At 67.3% G+C, this 25,677-nt stretch carries 17 protein-coding genes and 1 tRNA gene; 9 read left to right on the plus strand and 9 right to left on the minus strand.

Features of this window, described 5'->3' with window-relative positions; genetic code table 11:
- Positions 1–129: 129 nt before the first annotated feature.
- Both ABZ818_RS07630 and ABZ818_RS07635 read right to left on the minus strand, forming a co-directional pair.
- Positions 130–429 (minus strand): hypothetical protein, encoded by a 300-nt coding sequence (locus ABZ818_RS07630; protein WP_361411966.1) that lies wholly within the window; start codon positions 427–429, stop codon positions 130–132.
- A gap of 320 nt (positions 430–749) precedes the next feature.
- Complete coding sequence (locus ABZ818_RS07635) at positions 750–1,307, minus strand: ATP-binding protein (protein WP_361412086.1); 558 nt, start codon at positions 1,305–1,307, stop codon at positions 750–752.
- Between the two features lie 210 nt (positions 1,308–1,517).
- Here ABZ818_RS07635 and ABZ818_RS07640 point away from each other — a divergent pair, with 210 nt between their 5' ends.
- The gene (locus ABZ818_RS07640; protein WP_361411968.1) at positions 1,518–2,891 is read left to right on the plus strand and encodes a sporulation protein; all 1,374 of its coding nucleotides are present in this window, start codon (positions 1,518–1,520) and stop codon (positions 2,889–2,891) included.
- 3 nt (positions 2,892–2,894) lie between these two features.
- On the opposite strand, the gene ABZ818_RS07645 is transcribed toward ABZ818_RS07640, so the two are convergent.
- Positions 2,895–3,809, minus strand: a complete 915-nt coding sequence (locus tag ABZ818_RS07645) for an aminoglycoside phosphotransferase family protein (RefSeq protein WP_361411970.1) — start codon at positions 3,807–3,809, stop codon at positions 2,895–2,897.
- A gap of 290 nt (positions 3,810–4,099) precedes the next feature.
- A complete protein-coding gene (locus ABZ818_RS07650; protein ID WP_361411972.1) occupies positions 4,100–4,522 on the minus strand; it encodes a hypothetical protein in 423 nt (140 codons plus the stop codon).
- Positions 4,523–5,282: 760 nt separating this feature from the next.
- On the opposite strand from ABZ818_RS07650, the gene ABZ818_RS07655 reads away from it, so the two are divergent.
- From ABZ818_RS07655 to ABZ818_RS07675, 5 genes are all read left to right on the plus strand, one after another.
- Complete coding sequence (locus tag ABZ818_RS07655; RefSeq protein ID WP_361411974.1) at positions 5,283–5,540, plus strand: hypothetical protein; 258 nt, start codon at positions 5,283–5,285, stop codon at positions 5,538–5,540.
- Between the two features lie 313 nt (positions 5,541–5,853).
- Positions 5,854–7,599 carry a class I SAM-dependent DNA methyltransferase gene (locus ABZ818_RS07660; protein WP_361411976.1) on the plus strand — a complete coding sequence of 582 codons (1,746 nt, stop codon included), beginning with the start codon at positions 5,854–5,856 and terminating at the stop codon, positions 7,597–7,599.
- Positions 7,596–8,858, plus strand: coding sequence for a restriction endonuclease subunit S (locus ABZ818_RS07665; protein WP_361411978.1), 1,263 nt, complete (start codon positions 7,596–7,598; stop codon positions 8,856–8,858). Before ABZ818_RS07660 ends, ABZ818_RS07665 begins: the two co-directional genes overlap by 4 nt.
- Complete coding sequence (locus tag ABZ818_RS07670; RefSeq protein ID WP_361411980.1) at positions 8,858–12,001, plus strand: DEAD/DEAH box helicase family protein; 3,144 nt, start codon at positions 8,858–8,860, stop codon at positions 11,999–12,001. The genes ABZ818_RS07665 and ABZ818_RS07670 overlap by 1 nt, the downstream gene beginning before the upstream one ends.
- Before the next feature lie 198 nt (positions 12,002–12,199).
- Positions 12,200–12,754 carry a hypothetical protein gene (locus tag ABZ818_RS07675; protein WP_361411982.1) on the plus strand — a complete coding sequence of 185 codons (555 nt, stop codon included), beginning with the start codon at positions 12,200–12,202 and terminating at the stop codon, positions 12,752–12,754.
- A gap of 523 nt (positions 12,755–13,277) precedes the next feature.
- On the opposite strand, the gene ABZ818_RS07680 is transcribed toward ABZ818_RS07675, so the two are convergent.
- Positions 13,278–13,351 (minus strand) — tRNA-Met (locus ABZ818_RS07680).
- A 422-nt stretch (positions 13,352–13,773) separates the two neighbouring features.
- Here ABZ818_RS07680 and ABZ818_RS07685 point away from each other — a divergent pair.
- Positions 13,774–14,091 carry a trypco2 family protein gene (locus ABZ818_RS07685; protein ID WP_361411984.1) on the plus strand — a complete coding sequence of 106 codons (318 nt, stop codon included), beginning with the start codon at positions 13,774–13,776 and terminating at the stop codon, positions 14,089–14,091.
- 49 nt (positions 14,092–14,140) lie between these two features.
- Positions 14,141–17,506, plus strand: coding sequence for a tetratricopeptide repeat protein (locus ABZ818_RS07690; RefSeq protein ID WP_361411986.1), 3,366 nt, complete (start codon positions 14,141–14,143; stop codon positions 17,504–17,506).
- A gap of 133 nt (positions 17,507–17,639) precedes the next feature.
- On the opposite strand, the gene ABZ818_RS07695 is transcribed toward ABZ818_RS07690, so the two are convergent.
- From ABZ818_RS07695 to ABZ818_RS07710, 4 genes are all read right to left on the minus strand, one after another.
- Positions 17,640–18,416, minus strand: coding sequence for a DMT family transporter (locus tag ABZ818_RS07695; RefSeq protein ID WP_361411988.1), 777 nt, complete (start codon positions 18,414–18,416; stop codon positions 17,640–17,642).
- Positions 18,413–18,952, minus strand: a complete 540-nt coding sequence (locus ABZ818_RS07700) for a YbaK/EbsC family protein (RefSeq protein ID WP_361411990.1) — start codon at positions 18,950–18,952, stop codon at positions 18,413–18,415. The genes ABZ818_RS07695 and ABZ818_RS07700 overlap by 4 nt, the downstream gene beginning before the upstream one ends.
- A 153-nt stretch (positions 18,953–19,105) precedes the next feature.
- Positions 19,106–21,322 (minus strand): MMPL family transporter, encoded by a 2,217-nt coding sequence (locus tag ABZ818_RS07705; protein ID WP_361411992.1) that lies wholly within the window; start codon positions 21,320–21,322, stop codon positions 19,106–19,108.
- 104 nt (positions 21,323–21,426) lie between these two features.
- Positions 21,427–22,026, minus strand: a complete 600-nt coding sequence (locus ABZ818_RS07710) for a TetR/AcrR family transcriptional regulator (RefSeq protein WP_361411994.1) — start codon at positions 22,024–22,026, stop codon at positions 21,427–21,429.
- Positions 22,027–22,181: 155 nt separating this feature from the next.
- Between ABZ818_RS07710 and ABZ818_RS07715 the strand changes: the two genes are divergently transcribed.
- On the plus strand, positions 22,182–25,643 hold the full coding sequence (locus ABZ818_RS07715) for a S41 family peptidase (RefSeq protein WP_361411996.1): 3,462 nt from the start codon (positions 22,182–22,184) through the stop codon (positions 25,641–25,643).
- Positions 25,644–25,677: the final 34 nt, after the last annotated feature.

Here is a 25,677-nt window from a genome sequence, read left to right on the forward strand (position 1 = left end):
GTCCACTACCTGCCCGATTCGCCGGGCCAGCGTAAGGCCCCCTGTTCACTCGCCCCATGGCAGCTACTGCCCAAAGTCTCTCCGGCCGGCGAGGTGCCCACGCGCACCGCTCACCAGCGGAAACACCCCTCATGCCGCACCGCCGCCACCGCCGCCGAGTCCCTCCAGGAGCCCGGCGAGCCGGTCCACCGCATCCGGCCAACCCGCCAACCGCACGAGCCCGCGCCCGTCCTCACCCGTCGAGGCGACCGCCCGCACGGCCGACAACTCGAAGCCCGCACCGAGGAGCCCCCGGTTCAACCGGTCGGCAGCCTCACGGGCCTCCCGCCAGCCCGCCACGTAGTCGACCCCCGGCACCCACAGGCCGTGGCCGACGCCCATCACGTCATCGAGACCATCGCTCAGCCAGCTCTCACCCGAGCCAGTCACCTTGCCCACCTCTGCCCTGATCTAGGTAACGGATCATCAACTCTCTTTGGTCCAGGGCAGACGAGCAGCACGACGGCCCCGGTACCATCAGGCACCGGGAACCGCCGTGTTCCCAGCCGGGCCACCCTTCGCTTTCCAGGGCTAATGGGGTGGCCCGGTCTCGGTATGTGGTTGTCAGGCGCGACCCTCGGTCGGGAGGGGAGCTCCCACGACCGGAGGGGCCGCGCCCGTGACCGGAGCGGGTCGAGCTCCGATCGGTGTCCGATCCGCCGCCGACTCCCGATCGCGAGGGAGAACCGCAGGCGGCGGATCGGAGATCATCAGCGCGGTCTGTGTTCAGCCCCGCCGTCCAGATCGAAGCGGCACCAGACCGTCTTGCCGCCCCCGTCTCCCGGCGTCCACCACACGGCCGTGGCCAGTCGCTGAGCGATGAGCAGCCCACGCCCGCTGTCCGGCAACACCGCCTCGGACAGTTCCCCCACCAGCCCCGGCGAGAAGGTCTCGCACACCGGCAGCAGGGGAGGCGTCGAGTCCTCATCGGCAACGCCGATGAACAGCCACTTCGGCCACACCTTGACGATCACGTCGATGCGCCGACAGCCACCCGGCCGAGCCAGGTCCCGATCCGGCACCGCGTGGTTCAGCACGTTCCCGACCAGCTCCGAGACGACCAGCCGGGCATCGTCCACCACGTCACCGGCACCCGCGCCGCGAAGGAACTCGGCCGTCTGATCCCGCGCGACGCGTGCCGTGTTGCCGCACTCGGCGAAGAGCGTCAGCGTCAGGAAGTGCCCAGCAGACGACGGGTCCGGCGCCACGAACCAGTGGGCGTACGCGTCCAACTCGGTTGCCAGGTGCTTGGCTTTCCCCGCATCCATCATGTCCCCTTCCGAGCCTGAGACGGCCCTCACGGCACCGCTTGCTGCACGCAAGCCAGTACACGGTGAAAGGCGCGTGACCGGGAGCGTTCACCAGGGGGTTCACGTGAACACCGGCAAACACAAAGGGGGTTCATCAATGAACCCCCCAGCGGGAGACTGCTGTGACACGATGAATACTCGCTGTCATTCTCGGGTTGGCAGGGGAGCATGAACCGAGAGCCGAACGCGCAGTTGATCGCCGTCATGCATGAGGCCAAGGTCTCGAACAAGGGCCTGGCGAAGCGGATGCAGGACGCCGCCGCACAGCGCGGAGTGAGCCTTGGAACCACACACGTCTCCGTGAAGCGATGGCGCGAGGGCTCGGGCATCCAGCCGCAGGCAGCAGCGATCATGGCTGAGGTCTTGAGCACCAAACTGGGCCGTCGCATCATGCCGGGCGATCTCGGCTTCTTCGATCACGCGCGACCGGCTGCCCATGAGCCAGTCGAATACCCCAGCACGGTGCCGGAGGCGCTGTCCATGTTGGGCGGCCTGGCTGATGAGCGCGCCGAAGCCCCGGCCGCCGATCAGCTGACCATCTCGGACGGAGAACTCAGCTCAGCGGTCCTGTCATGGATGATCGCGCGCCCCGACGGCGTCCAGACCGACCGCCCCGCACACCAACGAGTCGGCATGCGCGACGTCCGCGCCATCAGGGACGCCGCCAGCATGTTCATGCAACTCGACTTCAAGTACGGCGGAGGCCATGGACACAAAGCCCTACGCCACTACTTCCGCCATGAGGTCCTGCCCCTGTTGGACGCCAGCTACAGCGAGAAGACGGGCACCGCGTTATTCAGCGCCGCCGCGGAGGTCTCGCAGCTGCTCGCATGGACCGCGTACGACACCGGAAACCACCCGCTCGCCCACCGCTACCTGACTTCCACTCTGCGCCTGACCCAGGTGATCGACGACCGCATGTTCGGCGCCCGCATCCTCGGCAACCTCAGCCACCAGGCCAACTACCTCGGTCGCCACACCCAAGCGATCCAACTGGCCCGCGCCGCAGTCGAGGGTGCTAAGGGCCGCGCCACTCCGCGCGCCATGGCGAACTACTCGGCGATGGAGGCCCGTGCCCTGTCCAACGCAGGCGACCGCATCGCGGCAGGCCGGGCGATGAACGAGGCAGAACGCCACTTCGAGCAGGCCGACACAGCCGAAGACCCCGCATGGCTCGCCTACTTCGACTCCGCGGAACTCATGGGCGAGCTCTGCCACTGCTTCCGCGACCTCAAGATGCGCCGCGAAGCAGTCGAGCAGGCGCAGCGCGCCGTGGACAGCACCGATCCGAAATACGCCCGAACCCTCGGGTTCTGCCGCATGGTGCTTGCGCAAAGCCAGCTACTGAATGGCGAACTGGAGGCAGCCGTCACCACCGCGAGCCTCGCAGTCGACGGCGGCGACTCCCTTCAGTCCACCCGCTTCCAGCGCTACGTCACCGACTTCCAGGCCGAGGTGAGCGCCCACGCAGCGAACCCGATCGTGGCGGCCTTCAACGACCAGGTGCGGGACGCACTTGCCCGACTCGACGACGAGGAGTAGCAGCTACCAGGGCCGCCAGTCGCGCGGAGCATCGTCGTTACGCAGGCCAGCGATGCGCCGGCGGTACTCGGCCGCCGTCCTCTCGTCCTCCTGCACGTTCTGCATGAGCCACGTCGTCATGCCGAACTCTTGCAGCCCGCGCAGCGTCTCGTACCCAGGCCAGTCATACAGGTCACGCCCGTACGCGGTCACGAAGTCGGCGTACTGCTCATCGGTCTGCCACCCAAGGCTGTGATGTTCAACGGCCGTGACCATGAGATCCCACTCGGGGTGATCGAAGCAGAATGCTTCGAAGTCGATCAGGATGACCTGCCCCTGATCGTCCACCATGAGGTTCTGCACGTGCGCGTCACCGTGCACCGGCCCCTTGGGCGTCTGGAAGCGCAGTTCGGCGTACTTGTCCTGCAGTTCGCGCCAACGCTTCCGAAGGAACACCTTGTCGTCTTCCGGGATCACGGCCCGGTCGAGCCGGCGCTGTTGTTTGTCGAAGGGATCGAACGAGGGCAGCTCAAGCCCGTCCGGCACCTTCAAAGCGTGGAGATCCCGCAGGGTGACCCCCAGCTCCCCATACGTCGCCTTCTGGTCCCCCTCAACGATCAGATGCCAGAAGGTCACGGGGTGACCGTCGACCACAAAGGGCTGCTCAAGATCCTCAACGATCCGAGCGGCCGGAAACCCCTCATCCGCCAACCAGCGCGAGATAGCGACCTCTTTACGAGCCGTGGTCAACCACTCCCGCCCACGAGCCACACGCATGACCACCGGCACCGAGGCCAGCCGAAACAACGCGTTCTCCCCGAGCCGGATCAACTCCGCGCCCCTGTCGTCGAGCCCCGCAGCCCGGCACGCGGCACTCATCACCCGCGCAGCCCCCGCCGACGTGAACCCCTCTTCCGATCGAGCAGCGTCAACCGCCATGCCCGTACCAGCTCCCCTAGTCGCGCGCGATCAACCGGCGCACGCCTACGGGTGACCAACCCGACGTGCACTGGACACACGACCACGACGGTACCCAGGAGAAGGGCGTCTCAGCGAGAGTAGGAGCCCTCAGCTTGGGAAGCTCGGGTTCTACGAGGTCGATGGGCTTGCTGACCTGCCGCGGAGCGGCATCATGACCTGAGGGTGTGCTGGGTGGTTGACCGCTGTTCCCCGTGGTTCCCCGCGCTATCTGGCACGGGTTTGGCACGGGAGCACGTCCAGCGGGTGAGTCAGTCGCGCCGCGGATCCGGCACGCCGATGCCGGGGCCGAGGTCGGTGGAGGTGGTCAACGAGTGGGCCGCGGTTCTCAGATCGTTCTCCCATCCCGGGAGCCCGTCGGGATCGATCCATTCGCTGTAGTCCGCTGCGACGGAGAGGAACCGTGTCTCCTCCTGGGTGTGGGCTGCGACCGTCATTGACAACCGGTCGGCCACGTCCTTGGGGCTCAGCTCGCCTTTTGCGAGACCGAACGCGAGGCTCACGAGGAGGTATCGGCCGGCTGCCTCTTCGTCGGGAATGGGTATGCCGAGTTCGTGTATGGCTTGGACGTACAGTTCACGGATCTCGGTCTCGTCGCTCCTGCGCGGCAGGCCAGCCAGTTCGCGCAAGGCAGGGGAATCACGCCCGTCGACGAGCGCATGAGCAGCCAGCATCGGGAGCTCCTCGGTTGGGAGTACCTCCGCCACGTACTGCCAAGCGCTGTGTTGCAACCGGTCCATGCGCCCATCGTGGGTGCGACGAGACGTCCTGGCCAGCCGATTGCTGTCGTGGCCTCGGCTTCTTCTTGCCCTGGGTCTTGTCGGGGATCTCGATGAGCTGGGTTCTTGCTGGTGAGAGCCCTGGCTGCCCGCCTACGACTGGTTGCCATTGGTCATCGTTGGCCACTGCCGAGCGTCCTCGGACGGCCCAGAGACGGCCCGGCATTGACGCTCGTCGGGCGCTCCCGGACCGACCGTTGTCAGTGGCTGGAGCTACGGTCACAGACGCGCGGCCGGCATCCGAGGTGCCCAGCTCTGTAGTGCAGTTGCATCCCCGACTCTGTCTGGGGGCGGCCCGGGAACAGCCCGGGACCTAACCGACGGTCGGGCTTCGTCGATGGCCAAGAGCGAGACCTGCCAGCGCCGGCCGCGCGCCTCTTCGTCCCGAACTCTCGGCTAGGGAGGTATTGAGGTCCGGTGGGCTGGTCAGTCGGCTAATGAGGAGCGTTGGCGGTCGGCTGCGCTTGCGGTGGTTGCTGTACTTCACTGCTGTACGGCGACTCCCCCGAAGGTTCTGAGCCGCACGACGGAGCACGGTTCAGAAGGCTCGCTCGCAGGTATGCCGAAGTTCAGCAGTCGCTCCGATCGCTGAGTTCTTCGAGCCTGCGAAGGAGAACCGCCCACGCAACGGTTGCCTTTCAGGCAGGCTTGTCCAATGAACCAACGAACGGCCTTCGAGGGGTTCCGTCTGAGCACGGAGGCGCAAATCAAGACATTTTGTCACGACACGGTTGCCTCCTGGGTCGAACTGCACCCCGAAGCGTCTATTGATGAGCTATTGCAACATTTGGCTGCGGATGCGGCTGCTGCGCGCGAGGCACACATGGGCTACACGATGGAGCGGCACGGCTTGACGAGGGAGGAGGTCGCCGTACTTGGTGAAATTAGCTATCGCGACCAACCAGCCTTGTAGGCCATCATCTCGGCGGCCCAGCCTGACGGACTCGTAGCGCTGCCGGACACGGGTGTCGTCCGCCGCCGCTGCCGGCCCTATCGTCGATACCCGAGCGCGCGACCACCGCATTAGGAGTTCGATCCGAGCCCTCTCCGGCTGCGGTCGTCGGCTGGTGGGACAGCCGGACCGAGACGCTGGTGTACGTCCCCGTCCCCTGTCGTTGATGTGAGCCATGGATGTCAGAACCTGTCCCATAGCTGAACCATGGGACGCTGGCTGCTGCCTCTGGCAAAGTAATCGTCACTGCTAGACGATTCTCTTGAGGAACCTTGTGAGCACGCTCGGTAGCTTCATCTGGTCAATCGCTGACCAGCTTCGGGGCCCTTATCGCCCCAACCAGTACGGGACAGTGATTCTCCCGTTCACGATCCTGAGACGGCTGGACTGCGTACTCGAGCCGGACCGCGCGGCGGTACGGGAGCTGGCTGCGAGGTACGAGAACCCGAACCGGCTCAAGGTCGAGGTCAAGAAGGCCACAGGGCGGACGTTCTACAACACCTCCTTCTACGAGTTTGCGAACCTGTTGGCCGATGCTGACGGACTGGCGGACAACCTCGCTGACTACATCGACCGGTTCTCCGCCGACGTGGACGTGTTCGAGTACTTCGACTTCAAGAAGGAGATCCTGGCCCTGGACAAGGCCGGGCTCCTGCGCGAGATCGTCAAGTCCTTCGGCGCCGTCGACCTGCATCCCGACGTGGTGTCCAACGCAGACATGGGGGATGCGTTCGAGTACATCATCCGCAAGTTCAACGAGGCCGCGAACGAGACCTCCGGAGACCACTACACGCCGCGCGACGCGATCCGGCTGCTGGTCGACCTGCTCTTCGCCGAGAAGGACGTCGATCTCACCGAGGGCGGCATCATCCGCTCGCTCTACGATCCCACCGCCGGCACCGGCGGCATGCTTTCCCTGGCCGAGGAGCACCTGCTCGCGCAGAACCCCGAGGCGAAGCTGAGCCTGTACGGCCAGGAGTACAACCCGCAGTCGTACGCCATCTGCAAGTCCGACCTGCTCGCCAAGGGCCACGACGCGATCAACATCGCCTTCGGCAACACGCTCACCGACGACGCCTTCAAGGGCCGCCAGTTCGACTATTGCATGTCCAACCCGCCCTACGGAGTGGACTGGAAGCAGTACGCCAAGGCGATCAAGGATGAGCGCGACTCCGCCGGCCCCTACGGCCGCTTCGCGCCGGGACTCCCCGCGACCTCCGACGGCCAGATGCTCTTCCTGCTCCACCTGGCCCACAAGATGCGCGCACCTGAGGACGGCGGCGGCCGCGTCGGCATCGTCATGAACGGCTCCCCCCTCTTCAACGGCGCCGCCGAATCCGGCCCCTCCAATATCCGCAAGTGGCTATTGGAGAACGATCTCGTCGAGGCCATTGTCGCCCTGCCGACCAACATGTTCTTCAACACCGGCATCGCCACCTACATCTGGATCCTCGACAACACCAAGCACCCCGACCGCCAGGGCAAGGTCCAACTCATCGACGGCACGTCGTTCTGGACCAAGATGCGCAAGAACCTCGGGTCCAAGGGGCGCGAGATCAGTGACGATGACCGCGCCGAGATCGTGCGGCTTTATGCCGACTTCGAGGACGCCGACCCCGACTTCTCCAAGATGCTGCGCAACGATGAGTTCGGCTGCTGGGCCATCACCGTCGAGCGTCCCCTGCTCGATGAGGACGGGAACCCTGTCGTCGACCGAAAGGGGAACCTGAAGCCCGACTCGAAAAAGCGTGACACCGAAAACGTGTCCTTCACCTACGGCGGCTCAACCGTCGGCGCGGCAGGGGAGCGCGAAGTCATCCAGAGGTACTTCGACGCGGAGGTGAAGCCGCACGTTCCTGACGCCTGGATCGACTGGGCCAAGACCAAGACCGGGTACGAGATCCCCTTCACCCGCCACTTCTACAGGTACACCCCACCCCGCCCTCTCGCCGAGATTGACGCCGACCTGGAGAAACAGGTCGCCAAGATCCTCGATCTTCTCCGTGAGGTGGAGGGATGAGCGACTCTGTCCGCCTCAAGTGGCTGCTCTCGGAATCCGACGTGCGAGCGGGGGTGGAAGCCGAAGCCCTGCCGCTTCTGTCGGTGTCGATCAGTTGGGGCGTTCGGCGTCGGGAGACTGCGGGCACGACTACAAGGGCGGCGGCGGAGGATCTGTCCAACTACAAGGTCTGCCGCGCTGGTGACCTCGTCATCAACCGTATGCGGGCGTTCCAGGGGGCCCTTGGCATCGCCCCGGAGGACGGGATCGTCAGCCCGGACTACGCAGTGCTGGGAGTCGACTCGAGCATCGACTCACGCTGGCTGAACTACTTCCTCACCAGCGGATCCACAGTGGCGACCATGGCCAGTCTGGTTCGAGGTATCGGCGGAACAGAGGCTGGGAACGTCCGAACTCCCCGACTGAACATTGCCGACCTGCTGTCGATAGTCGCGCCTCTCGTATCTGCAGAGGAGCAGCGCGTCATCGCCGACTACCTCGACCGCGAGACGGCCCGCATCGACACGCTCATCGAAGAGCAGCAGCGGCTGATCGAGATGCTTCGTGAGCGTCGGCTCGCACTTCGTGTCAACGTGGCTTTGCACGGAACGGCGCCGGCTGAGGAGGTCGAGAGCCCCTTGCCGTGGGCAAAGACGCTCCCAGCTGCTTGGCGCGTTGTCCCGCTCACTTCAGTCGCTGCACTCGAAAGCGGGCACACTCCAAGCCGCTCCCGGGAAGACTGGTGGCGGGACTGCTATATCCCGTGGGTAAGCCTCCACGACGTTGGGATGATGCGGGGCGTCAAGTACCTGCACGACACGACGCAGCACATCAGTGATGCTGGGATTTCCAACAGCTCCGCCCGTCTCCTTCCAGCACGGACTGTTGTCCTCTCTCGAGACGCGACTGTCGGTCGTACGGCGATCATGGGCGTTCCGATGGCGACATCTCAGCACTTCGCGGCGTGGGTGTGCGGACCGGATCTTGACCCTGAGTACCTCTGGGTCTTGTTCGGGGATGCAATGCAGCCTTTCTTCGACTCGTTCCAGAACGGCTCGACGATCCGAACGATCGGGATGGGAGACCTGAAGGCCTTCCGCATCCCGCTCCCGCCGCTCGACGAGCAGCGCCGCATCGTCGAATACCTGGACGAGGAGACCGCGAAGATCGACTCGCTCATCGCCGAGACGGAGCGGTTCGTCCAGCTCTCCAAGGAGCGCCGGTCGGCGTTGATCACGGCGGCGGTAACGGGGCAGATCGACGTACGAGAGGTGGCGTGATGGCGGACCACAACGAGGTGGTCTTCGAGACGGAGATCTGCGAGTTCCTGCGGGACCATGGCTGGCTGTACTCGGTGAACGACCGTGACGGCGGGGAGTATGACCGGGAGCGGGCTCTGTTCCCGGACGACCTCTTCGCGTGGCTGGAGGAGACGCAGCAGTCGGCGTACGAGAAGGCGTTGAAGGCGGCAGGGTCGCAGGCGAAGTTCCTCGACGTGCTGACCGCGGCGCTCGGCCGACCGCTGGAACATGGCGGTGGAACGCTGAACATCCTGCGTAACGGGGTGCAGTACATCGGCGGTGGCCGGTTGAAGATGGCGCAGTTCCGTCCGGAGACATCGCTCAACGAGACCACGACGGCTCACTACGAGGCGATGCGGGTGCGGGTGGTGCGACAGGTCCACTTCTCGACCGCCGACCAGCGCAGTATCGATCTGGTGTTCTTCGTCAACGGGCTCCCGGTGGCCACGGTGGAGCTGAAGACCGACTTCACCCAGTCGCTGGACGAGGCGGTCAACCAGTACAAGCAGGACCGCAATCCGTTGACGAACGGGCGGCCGGAGCCGTTGCTGTCGTTCGGTCACCGGGCGCTGGTGCACTTCGCGGTCTCGAACGACTTGGCGGCGATGACCACGAGGCTGGAGGGGGAGAAGACCCACTTCTTGCCGTTCAACATCGGCTTCGACAGCGGTACTGGCAACCCGCCCGGCGCGGACGGACGGTCGTCGACGGCGTACCTGTGGGAATGCGTCTGGGAGAAACACGCCTGGCTGAACATCATCGGGCGGCTGATGATCGTGCAGACCAAGGAAGAGTGGGACGTCACAACCGGCACGTCGGTGCGGCGTACGAGCATGCTCTTCCCGCGGTTCCACCAGTGGGAGGCCGTCACGAGCATCGTCGAGGCGGTGAAGGAGGAGGGTGTCGGGCAGCGGTACCTGATTGAGCACTCGGCCGGGTCGGGGAAGACGAACACCATCGCCTGGACGGCCCACCGGCTGGCGCGGCTGCATGTCGATGATCGGAAGGTCTTCGACTCGGTCATAGTGATCGTGGACCGCACCGTGCTCGACTCCCAGCTGCAGGATGCGATCCGGCAGATCGACGGCACCGGCAAGATCGTCACGACTATCAGCCCCGAGGACGTCCGCAAGGCCGGCGCAAAGTCGAAGTCGGGTCTGCTGGCGCAGGCGTTGAAGAACGGTGAGCTAATCATCGCGGTGACAGTGCAGACCTTCCCGCATGCGCTGAACGAGATCCGGACCCACGCTGGCCTGAAGGGCAAGAAGTTCGCCGTCATCGCCGATGAGGCGCACTCCTCCCAGTCGGGCCAGATGTCCTCAAAGCTGAAGCAGGCGCTGACGGCCGAGGAGGTCAAGGAGATCGAGGAGGGTGGCGAGGTCGATGTGGAGTCGGTGCTGGCCTCGGAAATGACCGAGCGGGCCGAATCGGAGAACATCTCCTACTTCGCCTTCACCGCGACGCCGAAGAACAGGACGCTGGAGCTGTTCGGCCGCAAGGGGGCCGACGGAAAGCCGCGCGAGTTCCACCTCTACTCGATGAAGCAGGCGATCGAGGAGGGCTACATCCTCGACGTGCTCAAGGGCTACCAGCACTATGACACCGCGCTGAAGATCGCTGGCAAGGCCGAAAGCGGTAACGGAGGAGAGGTCGAGGAGGCCGCCGCCCGCAAGGGTCTGATGCGGTGGGTGCAACTCCACCCGACGAACATCAGCCAGAAGGCGCAGATCATCGTCGAACACTTCCACGCCAACGTCGCCTACCTCCTCGAAGGCAAGGCCAAGGCGATGGTGGTGACCGGCTCACGCAAGTCCGCCGTGAAATACAAGCGGGCCATCGACGCCTACATCGCCAAGCGCAGCGCCTCGGACGCCTCGTACAACTACCGCACGCTGGTCGCCTTCTCCGGCGGGGTGACGATGACCGAGGACGATACCTGGCACAGCGACTGGGGCCCGCAACCATCGGAGGATGACGAGTTCACCGAGGCCAACATGAACCCCGGTGCCGGGGCTGATCTCGCGGCCGCGTTCAAGGGCGACACGTACAAGATCATGCTGGTCGCCAGCAAGTTCCAGACCGGCTTCGACCAGCCCCTCCTGTCGGCAATGTACATCGACAAGAAGCTGCCGGGGCTCACCGCGGTGCAGACGCTCTCGCGGCTCAACCGCACCCACCGCACCGCCGGTGGGGAGCAGAAACGCAAGACGTTCGTCATCGACTTCGCCAACAAGCCCGAAGACATCAAGGCAGCTTTCGAGCCGTACTTCAAGAACGCCACCCTGGAAACCGAGACCGACCCGTACATCGTCATCCACCTGGCTAACAAGCTCGCCCAGGCCGGAATCTACACCGACGACGACGTCCGCAAGGTCGCCGAACTGTGGGTGACCCGGAAGGGCAACAACGCACTCTCGGCGGCGATCAGCCCGGCGCAGCACGACTTCCGGCGCCGCTACGCGCGGGCGATCGAGGAAGAGGACAAGGTCGCCCTCAACGCGCTCGACCTCTTCCGCAAGGATGTCTCCACCTACGTACGTCTCTATGACTTCATGTCCCAGGTCGTCGACTACGGCGACCCCTACATGGAGATGCTCTCCATCTTCCTGCGCCTGCTGGAGAAGGTCATCGCCGAATCCGCCTGGGCCGCCGACGTAGACCTCTCCGACGTGGTGCTGGTCGGGGTCAAGCACAACAAGGCGAACCCGGTCGACATCTCGCTTGTGGGCGACGGCCAACTGAAGGGCATCAGCGCCGCCGGCACGGGCACGAAGAAGGATCCGAAGTACGTTGCGCTCCAAGTCGTCATAGACAAAATGAACGACCTCTTCGGGGCCGAATCGTTCGCCGAGTACCAGGTCCGGGAGTTCGTACAGGGGCTCGTACAGCGATTGCTCGCCGACTCGAACCTGATCAACCAGACCAAGGTGAACTCCAAGAAGCAGTTCCTGGAGTCGCCAGACTTCCAAGCAGCCGTTACGGAGGCGGTCGCAGACAACCAGGACGCCCACAACACGATGGCTGACTACTTCTTCACCGACGGGCCGGCTATCAACTCGATCATCGTCGCCCTCGCGGATGCCTTCTACGAAGCAGCGGTCGATCAACAGGTGGGTTCTTAGATAGGGCAGGACGCATGTGCCGCCCTAGCAGACCACCCCGCTGCGGAGGTGAGGGCAAGCAGGATCCATGGCCGTCATCGAGCAGGCCGAGTTGACCTCGGCCAGCCAGCTAGAAGCACAGCGTACAGGCAAGCTCCGCCCTAACCACCAGATCGTGTGCTATGGATCGTGCGGACTACGCTGATAAGGAGAACTAGCATGGCCATCAAAGCAATTGAAACACGCTACGCAGGATGCAGGTTCCGTTCCGGTCTTGAGGCTCGATGGGCTGTGTTCTTTGATGCCCTCGGCATCGAGTGGAACTACGAACCGCAAGGGTTTGAGACCCAACACGGCCGGTACCTACCGGACTTCTGGCTCCCTGAAACGAAAGCATGGATTGAAGTCAAGGGCGGGAAGCCGACCAAGCGGGATCGGCTCAGATGCGAGGAAGTAGCACGAGAGGAGTGGGAGATCGGACACCGATTCAGGATTCTGGTGGGCGATATCCCGCGAGCCCCCTTTCTCGTTTCCGAAACAGGACCCTACGGTCTCCTGTGCCAGTCCTGGACTGCCGGCCCTGAAACGACAGACCCGTTGCCCAAGCTGAGGGAGCCGCTTGCATTGGCACCCATGGTGAGTCCCGGCGACATTGGGACATGGCAGGGATTCGTGAAAACCGGTTGGGTTCCGGTACATGAAAAGGCCAAAGATCTACCTGAGGCGTTGACCAAAGCACGCTCCGCCCGTTTCGAACACGGGGAGTGCGGATGACATGGATGATGGCTTAGCTTCGCGGGTGGCGGAGCGGCTTTGGCGCGAGTGATCACGGCCCCGTAAGCTTCCGGCGCGTCGGGCAGTCTGTGGACCTGCCCGGTAAAGCACGACGTTGGGGACATGATCTTCGAGGCTCGCGCCAAAGTGGCTGCGTAAAGCCGTGGAGCCGACCGCCCCAGCCACGACGTACCCCTTCTTTTTCATCCACGTAAGGTGATCTGCTTTGCAGGGTCAGCGGCCGCGCGCGGCTACTTCTCGGGAGGCTCCGGGGCGGGTGCGACGCCGGTGGGGCAGGAGGCGCCCCGGTTCGTCTCGAACGGGGTACTTGGCTCGACCCCCGTCCCGCCCAGGCCGCAGTACCCGTTCGGGTTTTTGGTTTCCGAAAGGTACTGCTGGTGGTAGCGCTCGGCCGCGCAGAAACCGCAACCCCTACGGGGAGGATCTGCGCCTTGATGTTGCCCTGCCGAGCAAATATGAAGCGGAGCCTGGCGTGCATGCCCAGGATCCGCTTCATGTGTAGTAGCGGGGACAGGATTTGAACCTGCGACCTCTGGGTTATGAGCCCAGCGAGCTACCGAGCTGCTCCACCCCGCGTCGGTGTAGGAGCACCTTACGCCACTCAGCGACTTCCAGTGACCAGCGCTCGACTGACGACGCCTTTAGCTAGCGGTCGGTGGAGCCGATCTAGCCGGTGGCCTGCTCGCTCTGGAGCGAGCAGGCTCAAAAAGCCCACGCCTCAGCTGTTACTCGCCGTCCAGCCCCCCAACCAGCCGGGTTATTACTGCATGAGCAGCACTTGACTGATACTCGTGCAGCGCGGTCAGAGGCATGCGCCGTCAGGGGGCGACGCAGTCTCAAACGCCATGCCTGGTGCCCCGCCCAGTGCACCCCAGCGCCGCAGGGGGTGCTGCTGCTGTTCCTGGCCGTGCCACGGATCACCGTTCCAGGCCTCTTCTCGGCCAGCAGCGGTTACTCTGCCCATCTGACGTCACCTCAGCAGAGCGGGGGAGCCACTCATGTCGCAGGAGCCGTGGGCGGGATTGTCCGAGGCCATCAGCGCTATCCGGGGCGAGCTGGAGCAGGCCCTGGCCGATGGCCGTGGGCGTCCGGTCCAGTTCCGCACCGGGCCGGTGGAGATGGAGTTCGCCGTGGATGTCAAGAAGGACGGCCAGGCGGGTGCGAAGGTTTCGGTCCTGCCCTGGAGTGCCAGCGTCGAGGCGAAAGCCGGATACGCGGTCGGCACCACATCCCGTCTGAAGATCACATTGCAGCCGGTCGACGAGCACGGCCAGGATCAGAAGATCGGCTCCCACACCCCCCAGCGCCCCCAGTAACACCCCGGCGGACGCCCACTGGGTGAGATGCAAAGAACGGGGGCCACGAGTGGACGTACAACGGGTGGTGGAGGTCTGGGACGCGGCAGGCCAAATCGCCGGGACCGGGTACCTGATCACGGACCGCTTGGTCCTGTCCGCCTACCACAACATCCAGCACGCCGGATCCACTGCTCAGCGCGCGGTGGAGGTGCGGCGGCTCGCCCTGCACGGAGAGCAGCCGGCCGCGTGGATAGCGGCCGAGGTGCTATGGCCGGGGCAACCGCCCGACATCGAGCAGGACCCGCACACCGATGCCGCCCTGCTGCTCATCACCGACACCGCCTGGCAGCCCCCCATCTCTGCGGCACCGGTGCGCTGGGGACGCCTGCCCGCACCCTCACCCGGTGCCGCCGAGGTCCGGATTGCCTGTGTCGCGGTGGGATTCCCCCAGGCCGAGGAGCGGGACGGAAAGCGCGACACCAAGCAGATCAGCGGGCACATCGAGGCCCTCAGTGGCCTGAAGTCCGGACTGATCACCGCGCACATCGACCAGGTTGCCACCCCTAGTCCAGCCGGTGCGCCGTCGTCCTGGTCGGGGGCATCCGGAGCCGCCCTCTTCTGCGGGAACCTGCTGACCGGAGTCCTGACCACCGACCGCACGAGACACTACCCGGGCAACCAGCTCATCGCCGTTCCCCTGACCACGCTCGCCGCCCGCCCCGGCTTCACCACCACGCTCAAAACCGCAGGGAACCCCCTGTCCCTGGAAGACATCACCACCTCCGCCAGCGGCGACCAATCCCCAGCAGGCCCTTACGACGTGGAAGCGCCCCTGGGCCTGCACAACCTCCCCGACCTGCCCCCCAAAGTCTTCGTCGGCCGGGACGAAGACCTCACCATCCTCGCCGCCGCATTGGAGCAGGACTCCAAGGCAATCACGCAGACTGTGCAGGGACTCGGCGGTGTCGGCAAGACCACCCTGGCCCTGCATTACGCCCACACCCACCGGGACGCCTACCAACTGGTGTGGTGGATTCGAGCCGACACCCCCGAACAGATCACCACCGACCTCGCCAGCCTGACCACCCGCATCAACGGCGGCACCACCAGCCACACCACCGCGGAGGACGCGGAGTGGGCCATCGGATGGCTCCAAACCCACCCCGGCTGGCTCCTCATTCTCGACAACGCCGAACACCCCGACACCACCCGCCACCTAATCAGCCAGCTCCACCACGCCGGACGCCACCTGATCACCAGCCGCTTCGCGAACGGCTGGCCCGCCACCCCCCTCGCCCTTCCCCTCCTCACCCCCGCCGCCTCACTGGACCTGCTCACCCTGCTAACCGGCCTGACCGACCCCGACAACCAGCGCAACGCCCGCCTTCTCGCCGACGACCTCGGACACCTCCCCCTCGCCCTCGAACAAGCCGGCGCCTTCATCGCCCAGAGCCGCATCCCCATCAGCACCTACCGGGACCTGCTCCGCCAGCACCCAGCCGAGACCACCAGCACCGCTGCCGCGGGCAGCGACCCCCAGCGCACCATGGCCCGCATCTGGCGCATCACCCTCGACACCCTCCACCGCACCACCCCCCTGGCCGTCGACATCCTGCGCACCGCCGCCTGGTACGCCCCCACCGCCATCCCCCGCACCCTGCTCGCCCCCCTGGCCGAGAACCCCGTCAGCTACGCCCACGCCCTGAGCCAACTTGCCGCCTACAACATGATCAACCTGGACGCCGACACCCTCAGCGTCCATCGCCTCATCCAGACCATCGCCCGCACCCCCGACCCCGCCACGACAGACGACGCCGACCCCCACCGCACCCACGCCACTATCACCACCGCCCGCAACCACGCCACCACCCTCTTGTGCACCGCACTGCCCGACGACCCAGAGACGAACGTGGCCGGATGGCCCGCCTGGCGCACCCTTCTCCCCCATGCTGAAACTCACCTCACCGCCGTCAACCCAGCCCACGACACCGAAGCCACCAATGTCCTCCTCGCCCTCACCGCCAACTACCTACGAGACCAAGGCCAGATCACCCAGGCCATCACCTACAACAAGCGCTGCCTGGACGCGTCCACCCGCCTCCACGGCCCCGACCACCCCGACACGCTTGCCAGCCGCAGCCACCTCGCGTACACGTACCGAGCAGCGGGGGAACTTGGCCGGGCCATCCCGCTGTACAAACAGGCCCTCGCCGATCGGGTGCGGGTGCTGGGCAAAGACCACCCCTCCACGCTCGCCTCCCGCAACAACCTCGCGAGCGCCTATGCGGCGGCGGGAGATCTGGGTCGGGCCATCCCGCTGTACAAACAGGCCCTCGCCGATCGGGTGCGGGTGCTGGGCGAGAACCACCCCAACACGCTCGTCTCCCGTAACGACCTCGCGGGCGCCTATGAGTCGGCAGGAGATCTTGGTCGGGCCATCCCGCTGTACAAACAAACCCTGACCGACTCTGTGCGGGTGCTGGGCAAAGACCACCCCTCCACGCTCACCTCCCGCAACAACCTCGCGAGCGCCTATGCGGCGGCGGGAGATCTGGGTCGGGCCATCCCGCTGTACGAACAGACCCTGACCGACTTCCTACGGGTCTTGGGCGAAGATCACCCCACCACGCTCGCTTCCCGTCACAACCTCGCGGGCGCCTATGCGTCGGTGGGGAACCTTAGTCGGGCCATCCCGCTGCACGAACAGACCCTGACCGACTGCCTACGGGTCTTGGGCGAAGATCACCCCACCACGCTCGCTTCCCGCCACAACCTCGCGGGCGCCTATGCGTCGGCGGGGAACCTTAGTCGGGCCGTCAAGCTGTACAAACAGGCCCTCGCCGATCGGGTGCGGGTGCTGGGCGAGGACCACCCCGACACGCTCATCTCCCGTAACAACCTCGCAGGCGCTTACCGAAGTGCGGAAAATCTTGGTCGGGCCATCCCGCTGTACGAACAGGCCCTGACCGACTGCCTACGGGTCTTGGGCGAAGATCACCCCACCACGCTCGCTTCCCGTCACAACCTCGCGAGCGCCTATGCGGCGGCGGGGGACCTTGGTCGAGCCATCCCGCTGCACGAACAGGCCCTGACCGACTGCCTACGAGTGCTGGGCCAGGACCACCCCGACACGCTCGCTTCCCGTCACAACCTCGCCAACGCCTATGCGTCGGCGGGGGACCTTGGTCGAGCCATCCCGCTGTACGAACAAACCCTGACCCACGGCCTACGGGTCTTGGGCGAAGATCACCCCACCACGCTGGTCTTCCGTAACGACCTCGCAGGCGCCTATAAGTCGGCGGGGGACCTTGGTCGAGCCATCCCGCTGTTCGAACAAACCCTGACCCACTGCCTACGGGTCTTGGGCGAAGATCACCCCACCACCCGTACGGTCAGGGCCAACCTCACCTACGTGAAATCGACCAGCACCTGATCCGCTCCAACAGCGAGCAGCGACTTCGCTTCAGCGTCGCCCTCCATGCTCGAATCAGTTTCCCTAGCCGCGCGATCAACTGGCGTACGCCCATGAGTGATCAATCCGACGGGCACATGCGAAAGTGACCTCATCAACTCCCCGGAACAGCGAAGTCATTACTGCATGAGCAGCGCTTGACTGACGACTCCCGCAGCGCGGCGATCGGCGCGAGTTCCGCCTGTGTCTGCGCCCACAGCACCAGCGCGTACGCCGCCACGGACAGCGCCGCCCCGAGCAGTCCCACCGCGGCGTACGGCCGCAGCGCGGCGACCGTGCGCCCGCGCCAGTGCCACACCGCGTACGCCGGGATCACCACGCCCTGGATCGCCATCAGCCAGGCGATGTACCCGAGGGACGACCCGGAGGCCCGCACCCCGAGCCCGTCGAGGACCGTGTACGCCGCGATGACCAGTCCGGTCGCCAGGGCGGCGCCGATCGCCGCCCAGTCGGGCCGGCGGCCGCGCAGACCCCACAGGGCGACACCGGTCAGGCCGGCGCAGGACACGGCGATGCCCGCGGCCGCCCAGCCGCCGGGCACCTCGTGCGCGAAGACGGCGGCGAGCACGGTGACGACGAGCGGGGCGGTGCCGCGCGCGATCGGATAGGCCTGCCCGAAGTCGCCGAGCCGGAAGGACTTCATCAGCAGGGCGTAGTACACGACGTGGATCGCGGCCGAGACGAGCAGGTACGGCCACGCGCCGCGGGCCGGGAGCGCGGCGAACGGCGCCATGGCCAGCCCGATCAGCAGGCCGCCGCCCGCGATCAGGGTGAACCCGGTCAGTTTGTCGGTGATGCGGTGGGCGATCGCGTTCCAACTGGCGTGCGTGACCGCGGCGAGCAGGACGGCCGCGGTGACCGCCGGCGTCACGAGGTGCGCTCGCGCACGTCCACGAGGACGCCCCCGGCCTGGGCGACCAGCGCCCCGGGTGCCATGGGGAAGACGGTGTACGGGGTTCCGGCGGCCGCCCAGATGACGTCGTGGTCCAGCAGCGACCGGTCGGCGAGCACGCGGGTCCGGGTCCGGTGCCCGAAGGGCGGTACGCCGCCGATGGCGTAGCCGGTCGCCTCCCGCACGACGTCCGCCTTGGCCCGCGTGACCTTCTCGGCGCCGAGTTCCTCCCGGACACGCTCGACGTCCACCCGCGAGGCACCGTCCATGAGCACCAGCACCGGCTCCCCTCCCCCAAGCTCTCGACTGCGCTCGAGCAGGGGGGACCCCCAGGCCGTGAAGATCAGCGACTTGCAGATCTGGCTCAGCTCGCAGCCGACGGCCGCCGCGGCCTCGGCGGCGGTCCTGGTCGCCTCGGGAAACCTGCGGACCTCGGGGATCAGCCCTTCGAGCCCCAACTCACGCAGGGCGTCGGCGAAACGGGGGTGGGCTCCTGACTCGGATGTCGTCGTCATGAACGGCAGGCTAGCTGCCGGTTACGGACATCACGAAAGAATTCCCACGTGGTGGACGAGGCTGTCGAACACAGCCGAACACGGCCGAGGCCGGTGAGGGTGCGCCGTCCCCACGGCACCCTCACCGGCCGGTCCCTCCGGTGAGCTACGAGCTCACACCTGTACGAGTTCCCGCCGCTCGTCCGGGTCGGCGTGCCGCGGCTGCTCGGTGTGCAGGGCCGTGCCCTCCACGTCCACGTCGGGCAGGGCGCGCTCCAGCCAGCCGGGCAGCCACCAGGCCCGGCGGCCCAGCAGCGCCAGTACGGCCGGCACGATCGCCATGCGCACGATGAACGCGTCGAAGAACACCGCGATCGCCAGCCCGAAGCCGATCATCTTGACCATCGACTCGCTGGAGCCGATGAAGCCGGAGAAGACGGCGATCATGATGACCGCGGCGGCCGTCACCACCCGTGCGCCGTGCCGGAACCCGGTCACCACGGCCTGGCCCGGCTTCTCCCCGTGGACGTACGCCTCGCGCATGCGGGTGACGAGGAACACCTCGTAGTCCATCGCGAGGCCGAAGACGACGCCCACCATGAAGATCGGCATCATCGACATCACCGGGCCGGTCTCCTCCACGTTCATCAGGCCCGACAGCCAGCCCCACTGGAAGACCGCGACCACCGCGCCGAGCGCCGCCAGCACCGACAGCAGGAAGCCGAGCGCCGCCTTGAGCGGGACCAGGACCGAGCGGAAGACCACGATCAGCAGCAGGAAGGCCAGGCCGACCACCAGCGCCAGATACGGCAGCAGCGCGTCGTTGAGCTTCTGCGAGACGTCGATGTTCATCGCCGTGGAGCCGGTGACCAGGACCTTCGCGTCGGTCTTCGCCTCGATGTCGCCGCCCGCGCCGCGGATGGCGTGCACCAGGTCCTCGGTGGCGGTGGAGGACGGCTTGGAGTCGGGGACGACGGTCACGGTCGCGGTGTCGCCGACCTTGTTGGGCTGCGCCTCCGTCACCGTGACGACGTTCTTGAGGCCCTTGATCTCTTCCGTGACCTTGGTGAAGGACGCCTTGGGGTCGGCGCTGTCCTTGGCATCGACCACGACCATCAGCGGGCCGTTGAAGCCGGGTCCGAAGCCCTCCGAGAGCAGGTCGTAGGCGCGGCGCTGGGTGGCGGAGACGGGCTGGGAGCCGTCGTCCGGCAGGCCCAGTTCGAGGGAGGCGGCCGGGATCGCGGCGGCGCCCAGGCCGAGCACGCCGAGCAGCAGCACGGCGACCGGGCGGCGGACGACGAAGCTCGCCCAGCGGGTGCCCATGGTGGGCCGGTCCGGCTGCCGCGCGGGGCGCCCGCGGCGGAGCAGCCCGCTCTTCGCTCCGGCCGGCTTGACCTTGCGGCCCGCGAAGCCCAGCAGGGCCGGGATCATCGTCAGCGCGATGAGGACGGCGATGACGACCGTGCCGGCCGCCGCCAGGCCCATCTTCGTCAGCATCGGGATGTTGACCACGGACAGGCCCACCAGGGCGATCACGACCGTCAGCCCGGCGAAGACCACCGCGGAGCCCGCGGTGCCGACGGCCCGTCCGGCCGCCTCCTCGCGCTCGCGGCCCTCGGCGAGTTCGGCGCGGTAGCGGGAGACGATGAACAGGGCGTAGTCGATGCCGACCGCGAGGCCGATCATCGTGGCCAGGATGGAGGTGGTGGAGCCCAGGTCCAGGGTGTGGGCGAGGGCGGTGATCGTCGAGACTCCGATGCCGACGCCGACGAGCGCGGTCAGCAGCGGCAGTCCGGCCGCGAGGAGCGAGCCGAAGGTGATGACGAGCACGACGGCCGCGACCGCGATGCCGATGACCTCGCTCGCGCCGGTCTGCGGCGCGGTCTGGAGGGCGTCGCCGCCGATCTCCACGGTCAGCCCGGCGTCCCGCGCCTGCTGCGCGGCCTCGTTCAGGGCGGTGCGCGAGGAGTCCTCCAACTCCATGCCGGAGACCTTGTACCGCACCGACGCGTAGGCGATCGTGCCGTCCTGGCTGACGGCCCTTCCGGTGTAGGGGTCGGCCACGGAGGCCACCTCGGAGCCGCGGGACAGGTCCTCGACCGTCTTCTCGACGGTCGCCTTGTTCCCGGCGTCCGTCATCTTCTCGCCGCTCGGCGCCTTGAACACCACGCGAGCGGTGGCCCCGTCGGCGCTCGCCCCCGGGAAGCGCTGTTCCAGCAGGTCGAAGGCCTTCTGCGCCTCGGTGCCCGGGATGGAGAAGGAGGTGTTTCCGGCGGCCGGCGCGGAAACGGCGCCGACGCCCGCCAGGGTCAGCAGTGCCAGCCAGATCAGGGCGACGAAGTGCCGTCGCCGGAAGGCGAGGCGGCCGAGTCTGTAGAGGAACGTGGCCACGTTGACGTACTCCCGGTCATGTCGTGGGGGTGGTTGTGGGCAGGGGTGATCAGCCCGACGACGTGAGCGGTGACGTCAGAGGGTGGGCTTGCTGGGGAGAGGTGTCAGGAGGTCGGTACGCCGAGGGCGGGGAGGACCACGGCGTCGATGTACGAATGCAGGAAGGCCTGGGTCGGCGGCTGGGCCTCGATGAGCGCCCGGACGACGAAGCCGCCGGCCAGCATGTGCACCACGAAGTCCAGCGCCGGGCAGTCCGCCCGGATCTCGCCCCGGTCGACGGCGCGTTGCAGCAGTGCGCGGAACTCGGCCATCTCCGGTTCGATGAGCTGCTCCCGGAAGGCCTGTCTGAGGTCCGGGTTGGTGTGCATCGCCATGGCCAGGGCCCGCATCAGCGCGGAGTTCTGCTCCATGACGCAGTCGTCCTCGCGGGTGACGAGGGCGTGCAGGTCGGTGCGGAGCGTTCCGGTGTCGATCGTGTCGAGCCGCACCGGCTTGCCGTGCCGCATGGCCCTCACGACGAGCTCGGCCTTCCCGCCCCACTGGCGGTAGAGGGTGGCCTTGCTGGACCGGGTGCGGGCGGCGACGGCGTCCATGGTGAGGGAGTCGTAGCCGACCTCGCGGAGCAGGTCGAGTACCGCGGCGTACAGCTCCGCCTCACGCTCGGGCGTGAGGCGGCTGCGGCGCCCGGTCGAGACCTCGGCCATGTCTGCCGCCTTCCCGCTTGGAACGACACCGTTTCGTACACGAAGAATGTAGCGCACCCCTCTAACGAAACGAAACCGTTTCGTACGTGTCCTGGGTCACGACTGTCGGTTCGGCATAAGTTGCTGCGGCCCATACCCGGGCAAAGCATGGGAACGTGAGCTATCTGCGCCTGCCGCACCTCAGCGGCGACCTGCTGTGCTTCGTGGCCGAGGACGACCTCTGGCTGGCGCCGCTCGACGGAGCGGGCCGTGCCTGGCGCCTCACGGTGGACCGCACGAAGGTCGGCCCTCCCCGCTTCTCCCCCGACGGGCGGCACATCGCGTACACGAGCTGGCGCAGTCTGGTGCCCGAGATCCACCTGGTCGCGGTGGACGGCGGACCGGCCCGCCAGCTGACCTACTGGGGCAGCACCGACACCCGGGTGTGCGGATGGGCGCCGCCCGACGAACACGGCCGCACCGACATCCTCGCCGTCACCTCCCACGGCGAGCCGTTCTCCTACTTCACCTGGGCCTACAAGGTCGGCACCGACGGCGCCCCCGGCCGCAAGCTGCCCTGGGGGCCGGTCTCCGACCTCCAGGTCGCCGACGTGGCCGGCGGCCACAAGACCCTGCTGCTGACCGGGACGCCGCCCCACGAACCGGCCTCCTGGAAGCGATACCGGGGCGGCGCGACGGGCCGGCTGTGGCTGCACGGACAGCGGCTGCTCGCCGACATCGGCGGGCATCTGGCCTGCCCGATGTTCGTCGGCGGCCGGATCGCCTTCCTCTCCGACCACGAGGGCGTCGGCAACCTCTACTCCTGCGCCCCCGACGGCTCCGACCTGCGCCGGCACACAGACCACGACGCCTTCTACGCCCGGCACGCCTCCAGCGACGGCACGCGGGTGGTGTACCAGTGCGCGGGCGACCTGTGGATCATGGACGACCTGTCCGCCGACTCGGTCCCGCGCCGGCTCGAGGTGCGGCCGAGCGGACCGCAGGCGGGCCGCCGCAGCTATCAGGTGCCGGCCGCCCAGCACGTCGACGGCATCTCCGTCGACGAGACTGGCCGGGCCAGCGCGGTCGTCGTACGCGGCTCCCTGCACTGGCTGACCCACCGCGACGGCCCCGCCCGCACCCTCATCGACACACCCGGTGTGCGCATCCGGCTGCCGGAGATGCTCGGCGAGACCGGCCAGGTCGCCTACGTCACCGACGCGGACGGCGAGGACGCCGTCGAGATCACCCACCTGCCCCGGGCCAGCGGCACCCGCCCGCTGCGCCGGCTCGCCTCCGGCCGCCTCGGCCGCGTCCTGGAGACGGCCTCCGACCCCGCCGGCGAACGACTGGCCCTCGCCTCCCACGACGGCCGCCTGCTGCTGCTCGACGTAAGCGACGTAAGTGACGTGAACGAGGGAGAGACGGCGGAGGCGGCTGAGGGGGCGGAGGGGCAGGAGGCGGCCGCGGGCGCCTCGTCGAGCGGGGAGACCTCCGCCGGTCCGGATACCGTCGAGGGCTCCGCGGAGGCCGGTGCGCCCGCAGCGACCGGCGCGACGGACGGTCCGACCGCCCCCGACGCGACGAACGGATCGGCTGCCCCCGACGCGACGGGCGGTTCGGCCGACCGTCTCACCGAGTTGGTGCGGTCCGTGAACGGGCCCGTGCGGGACCTGGCGTTCTCGCCCGACGGGGCATGGCTGACCTGGTCGCATCCCGGGGTCGGGCGTTCGCTGCGGCAGATCAGGATGGCGCGGATCCAGGACCGCCTGATCGTCGACGTCACCAACGGCCGCTTCGAGGACGAGAACCCGGTGTTCACCCGGGACGGCCGGTATCTGGCCTTCCTGTCCTGGCGCGGCTTCGACCCGGTGTACGACGTGCACACCGGCGACCTGTCCTTCCCGCTCGGCTGCAAGCCGTACCTCGTTCCGCTGTCCTCCGCGACCCCGTCTCCCTTCGCGCTGAACCCCGAGGGGCGGCCGGCGGCGGGCGGTCTTGACCCCGTCGAGGACGAGGAGACCGGCGAGTCCGGCGCGGTGACCGTGGAGGTCGAGGGCCTGGCGAACCGGGTCACCCCGTTCCCCGTCATCGCCTCCAAGTACTCGGCGCTGCACCCGGTCGCCGGCGGCGGCCTGGTCTGGCTGCGCTGGCCGATCTCCGGCGCCCTGGGCGAGACGTTCGTCAACCCGGACGACACCACCGGCCGGCCGACGCTGGAGCACTTCAACATCAGCAAGGCCAAGAAGTACGAACTCGTCGGCCACCTGGACTGGTTCGCGGTCAGCGGCGACGGCACCCGGCTGGTCGTCGTCGACGAGGGCGAGCTGCGCGCGGTGCCGTCCACGGAGATCGGCGACAGCGACACGACGACCTGGATCGATCTGCGCCGGATCCTGCACGTGGTCGACCCGGCCGCCGAGTGGCGCCAGTCGTACGAGGAGGCGGGCCGGTTGATCCGCGCCTACTTCTGGGAGCCGGACATGTGCGGCATCGACTGGGACGCGGTGCTCGCGCAGTACCGCCCGCTGGTCGAACGCGTCGCGTCCCCGGACGAGTTCGCCGACCTGCTGCGCGAGGTCCTCGGCGAACTGGGCACCTCCCACGCCTATGTCTCCCCCGCCCGCCGCAACGAGGGCCCCGCGCACTACCAGCGCCTTCAGGGTCTGCTCGGCGCCAACCTGATGTGCCGTGAAGGCCGTTGGGTCGTCCGGCGGATCCTGCCCGGCGACTCCTCCGACTCCAAGGCCCGCTCCCCGCTGGCGGGCGCGGGCATCCGCGAGGGCGCGGTGCTCACCCACGTCGACGGACGCCCGGTGGATCCGGTGACGGGCCCCTACCCGCTGCTCGCGGGCACGGGCGGCACGACGGTGGAGCTGACGTTCTCCCCCGCGGAGGGCAAGGGACCGCCGCGCCGGGTCGCCGTCGTGCCGCTGGTCGACGAGCGCCCGCTGCGCTACCAGGACTGGGTGGCCAAACGCCGGGCCGTCGTGCGGGAGTTGAGCGGCGGCCGATGCGGCTACCTGCACATCCCCGACATGGGCGGCTCCGGCTGGGCGCAGTTCAACCGGGACCTGCGCATGGAGGTGTCCCGGCCCGCGCTGATCGTCGACGTCCGCGGCAACGCGGGCGGTCACATCAGCGAGTTGGTCATCGAGAAGCTGACCCGCACCATCCTCGGCTGGGACCTGACCCGCAACGCCCAGCCGGTGTCGTACACCTCCGACGCGCCCCGCGGGCCCGTCGTGGCCCTCGCCGACGAGGCGACCTCGTCGGACGGCGACATGATCACGGCCGCCTTCAAACTGCTCAAGCTGGGGCCCGTGGTCGGCCAGCGCACCTGGGGCGGGGTGGTCGGCATGACCGGCCGGCACCGCCTCGGCGACGGCACGGTGATCACGGTGCCGATGAACGCGGCCTGGTTCGACGCCTACGGCTGGTCCGTCGAGAACCACGGCGTCACCCCCGACGTGGAGAGTCTGCGCACCCCCCTGGACTGGGCCGAGGGCCGCCACGTCGAGATGGACGACGCGATCGAACTGGCCCTGGAACTCCTGGCCGCCAACCCGGCGGCGATCCCGCCGGACTACCGTGACGTACCCGACCGTTCGCGACCGAAGCTGCCTCCGCGTCTCTGAGCGACGGGACTTGAGCGGCACCACAGCACGGACG

The organism is Streptomyces sp. NPDC047453, assembly GCF_040643155.1.
Taxonomy (GTDB): domain Bacteria; phylum Actinomycetota; class Actinomycetes; order Streptomycetales; family Streptomycetaceae; genus Streptomyces.

Coding starts and splice junctions, on each gene's coding strand:
- ABZ818_RS07635 (WP_361412086.1), bottom strand. CDS start 1,307: ATGGATGCGGGGAAAGCCAAGCACCTGGCAACCGAGTTGGACGCGTAC.
- ABZ818_RS07640 (WP_361411968.1), top strand. CDS start 1,518: ATGAACCGAGAGCCGAACGCGCAGTTGATCGCCGTCATGCATGAGGCC.
- ABZ818_RS07645 (WP_361411970.1), bottom strand. CDS start 3,809: ATGGCGGTTGACGCTGCTCGATCGGAAGAGGGGTTCACGTCGGCGGGG.
- ABZ818_RS07650 (WP_361411972.1), bottom strand. CDS start 4,522: ATGCTGGCTGCTCATGCGCTCGTCGACGGGCGTGATTCCCCTGCCTTG.
- ABZ818_RS07655 (WP_361411974.1), top strand. CDS start 5,283: ATGAACCAACGAACGGCCTTCGAGGGGTTCCGTCTGAGCACGGAGGCG.
- ABZ818_RS07665 (WP_361411978.1), top strand. CDS start 7,596: ATGAGCGACTCTGTCCGCCTCAAGTGGCTGCTCTCGGAATCCGACGTG.
- ABZ818_RS07670 (WP_361411980.1), top strand. CDS start 8,858: ATGGCGGACCACAACGAGGTGGTCTTCGAGACGGAGATCTGCGAGTTC.
- ABZ818_RS07675 (WP_361411982.1), top strand. CDS start 12,200: ATGGCCATCAAAGCAATTGAAACACGCTACGCAGGATGCAGGTTCCGT.
- ABZ818_RS07685 (WP_361411984.1), top strand. CDS start 13,774: ATGTCGCAGGAGCCGTGGGCGGGATTGTCCGAGGCCATCAGCGCTATC.
- ABZ818_RS07700 (WP_361411990.1), bottom strand. CDS start 18,952: ATGACGACGACATCCGAGTCAGGAGCCCACCCCCGTTTCGCCGACGCC.
- ABZ818_RS07710 (WP_361411994.1), bottom strand. CDS start 22,026: ATGGCCGAGGTCTCGACCGGGCGCCGCAGCCGCCTCACGCCCGAGCGT.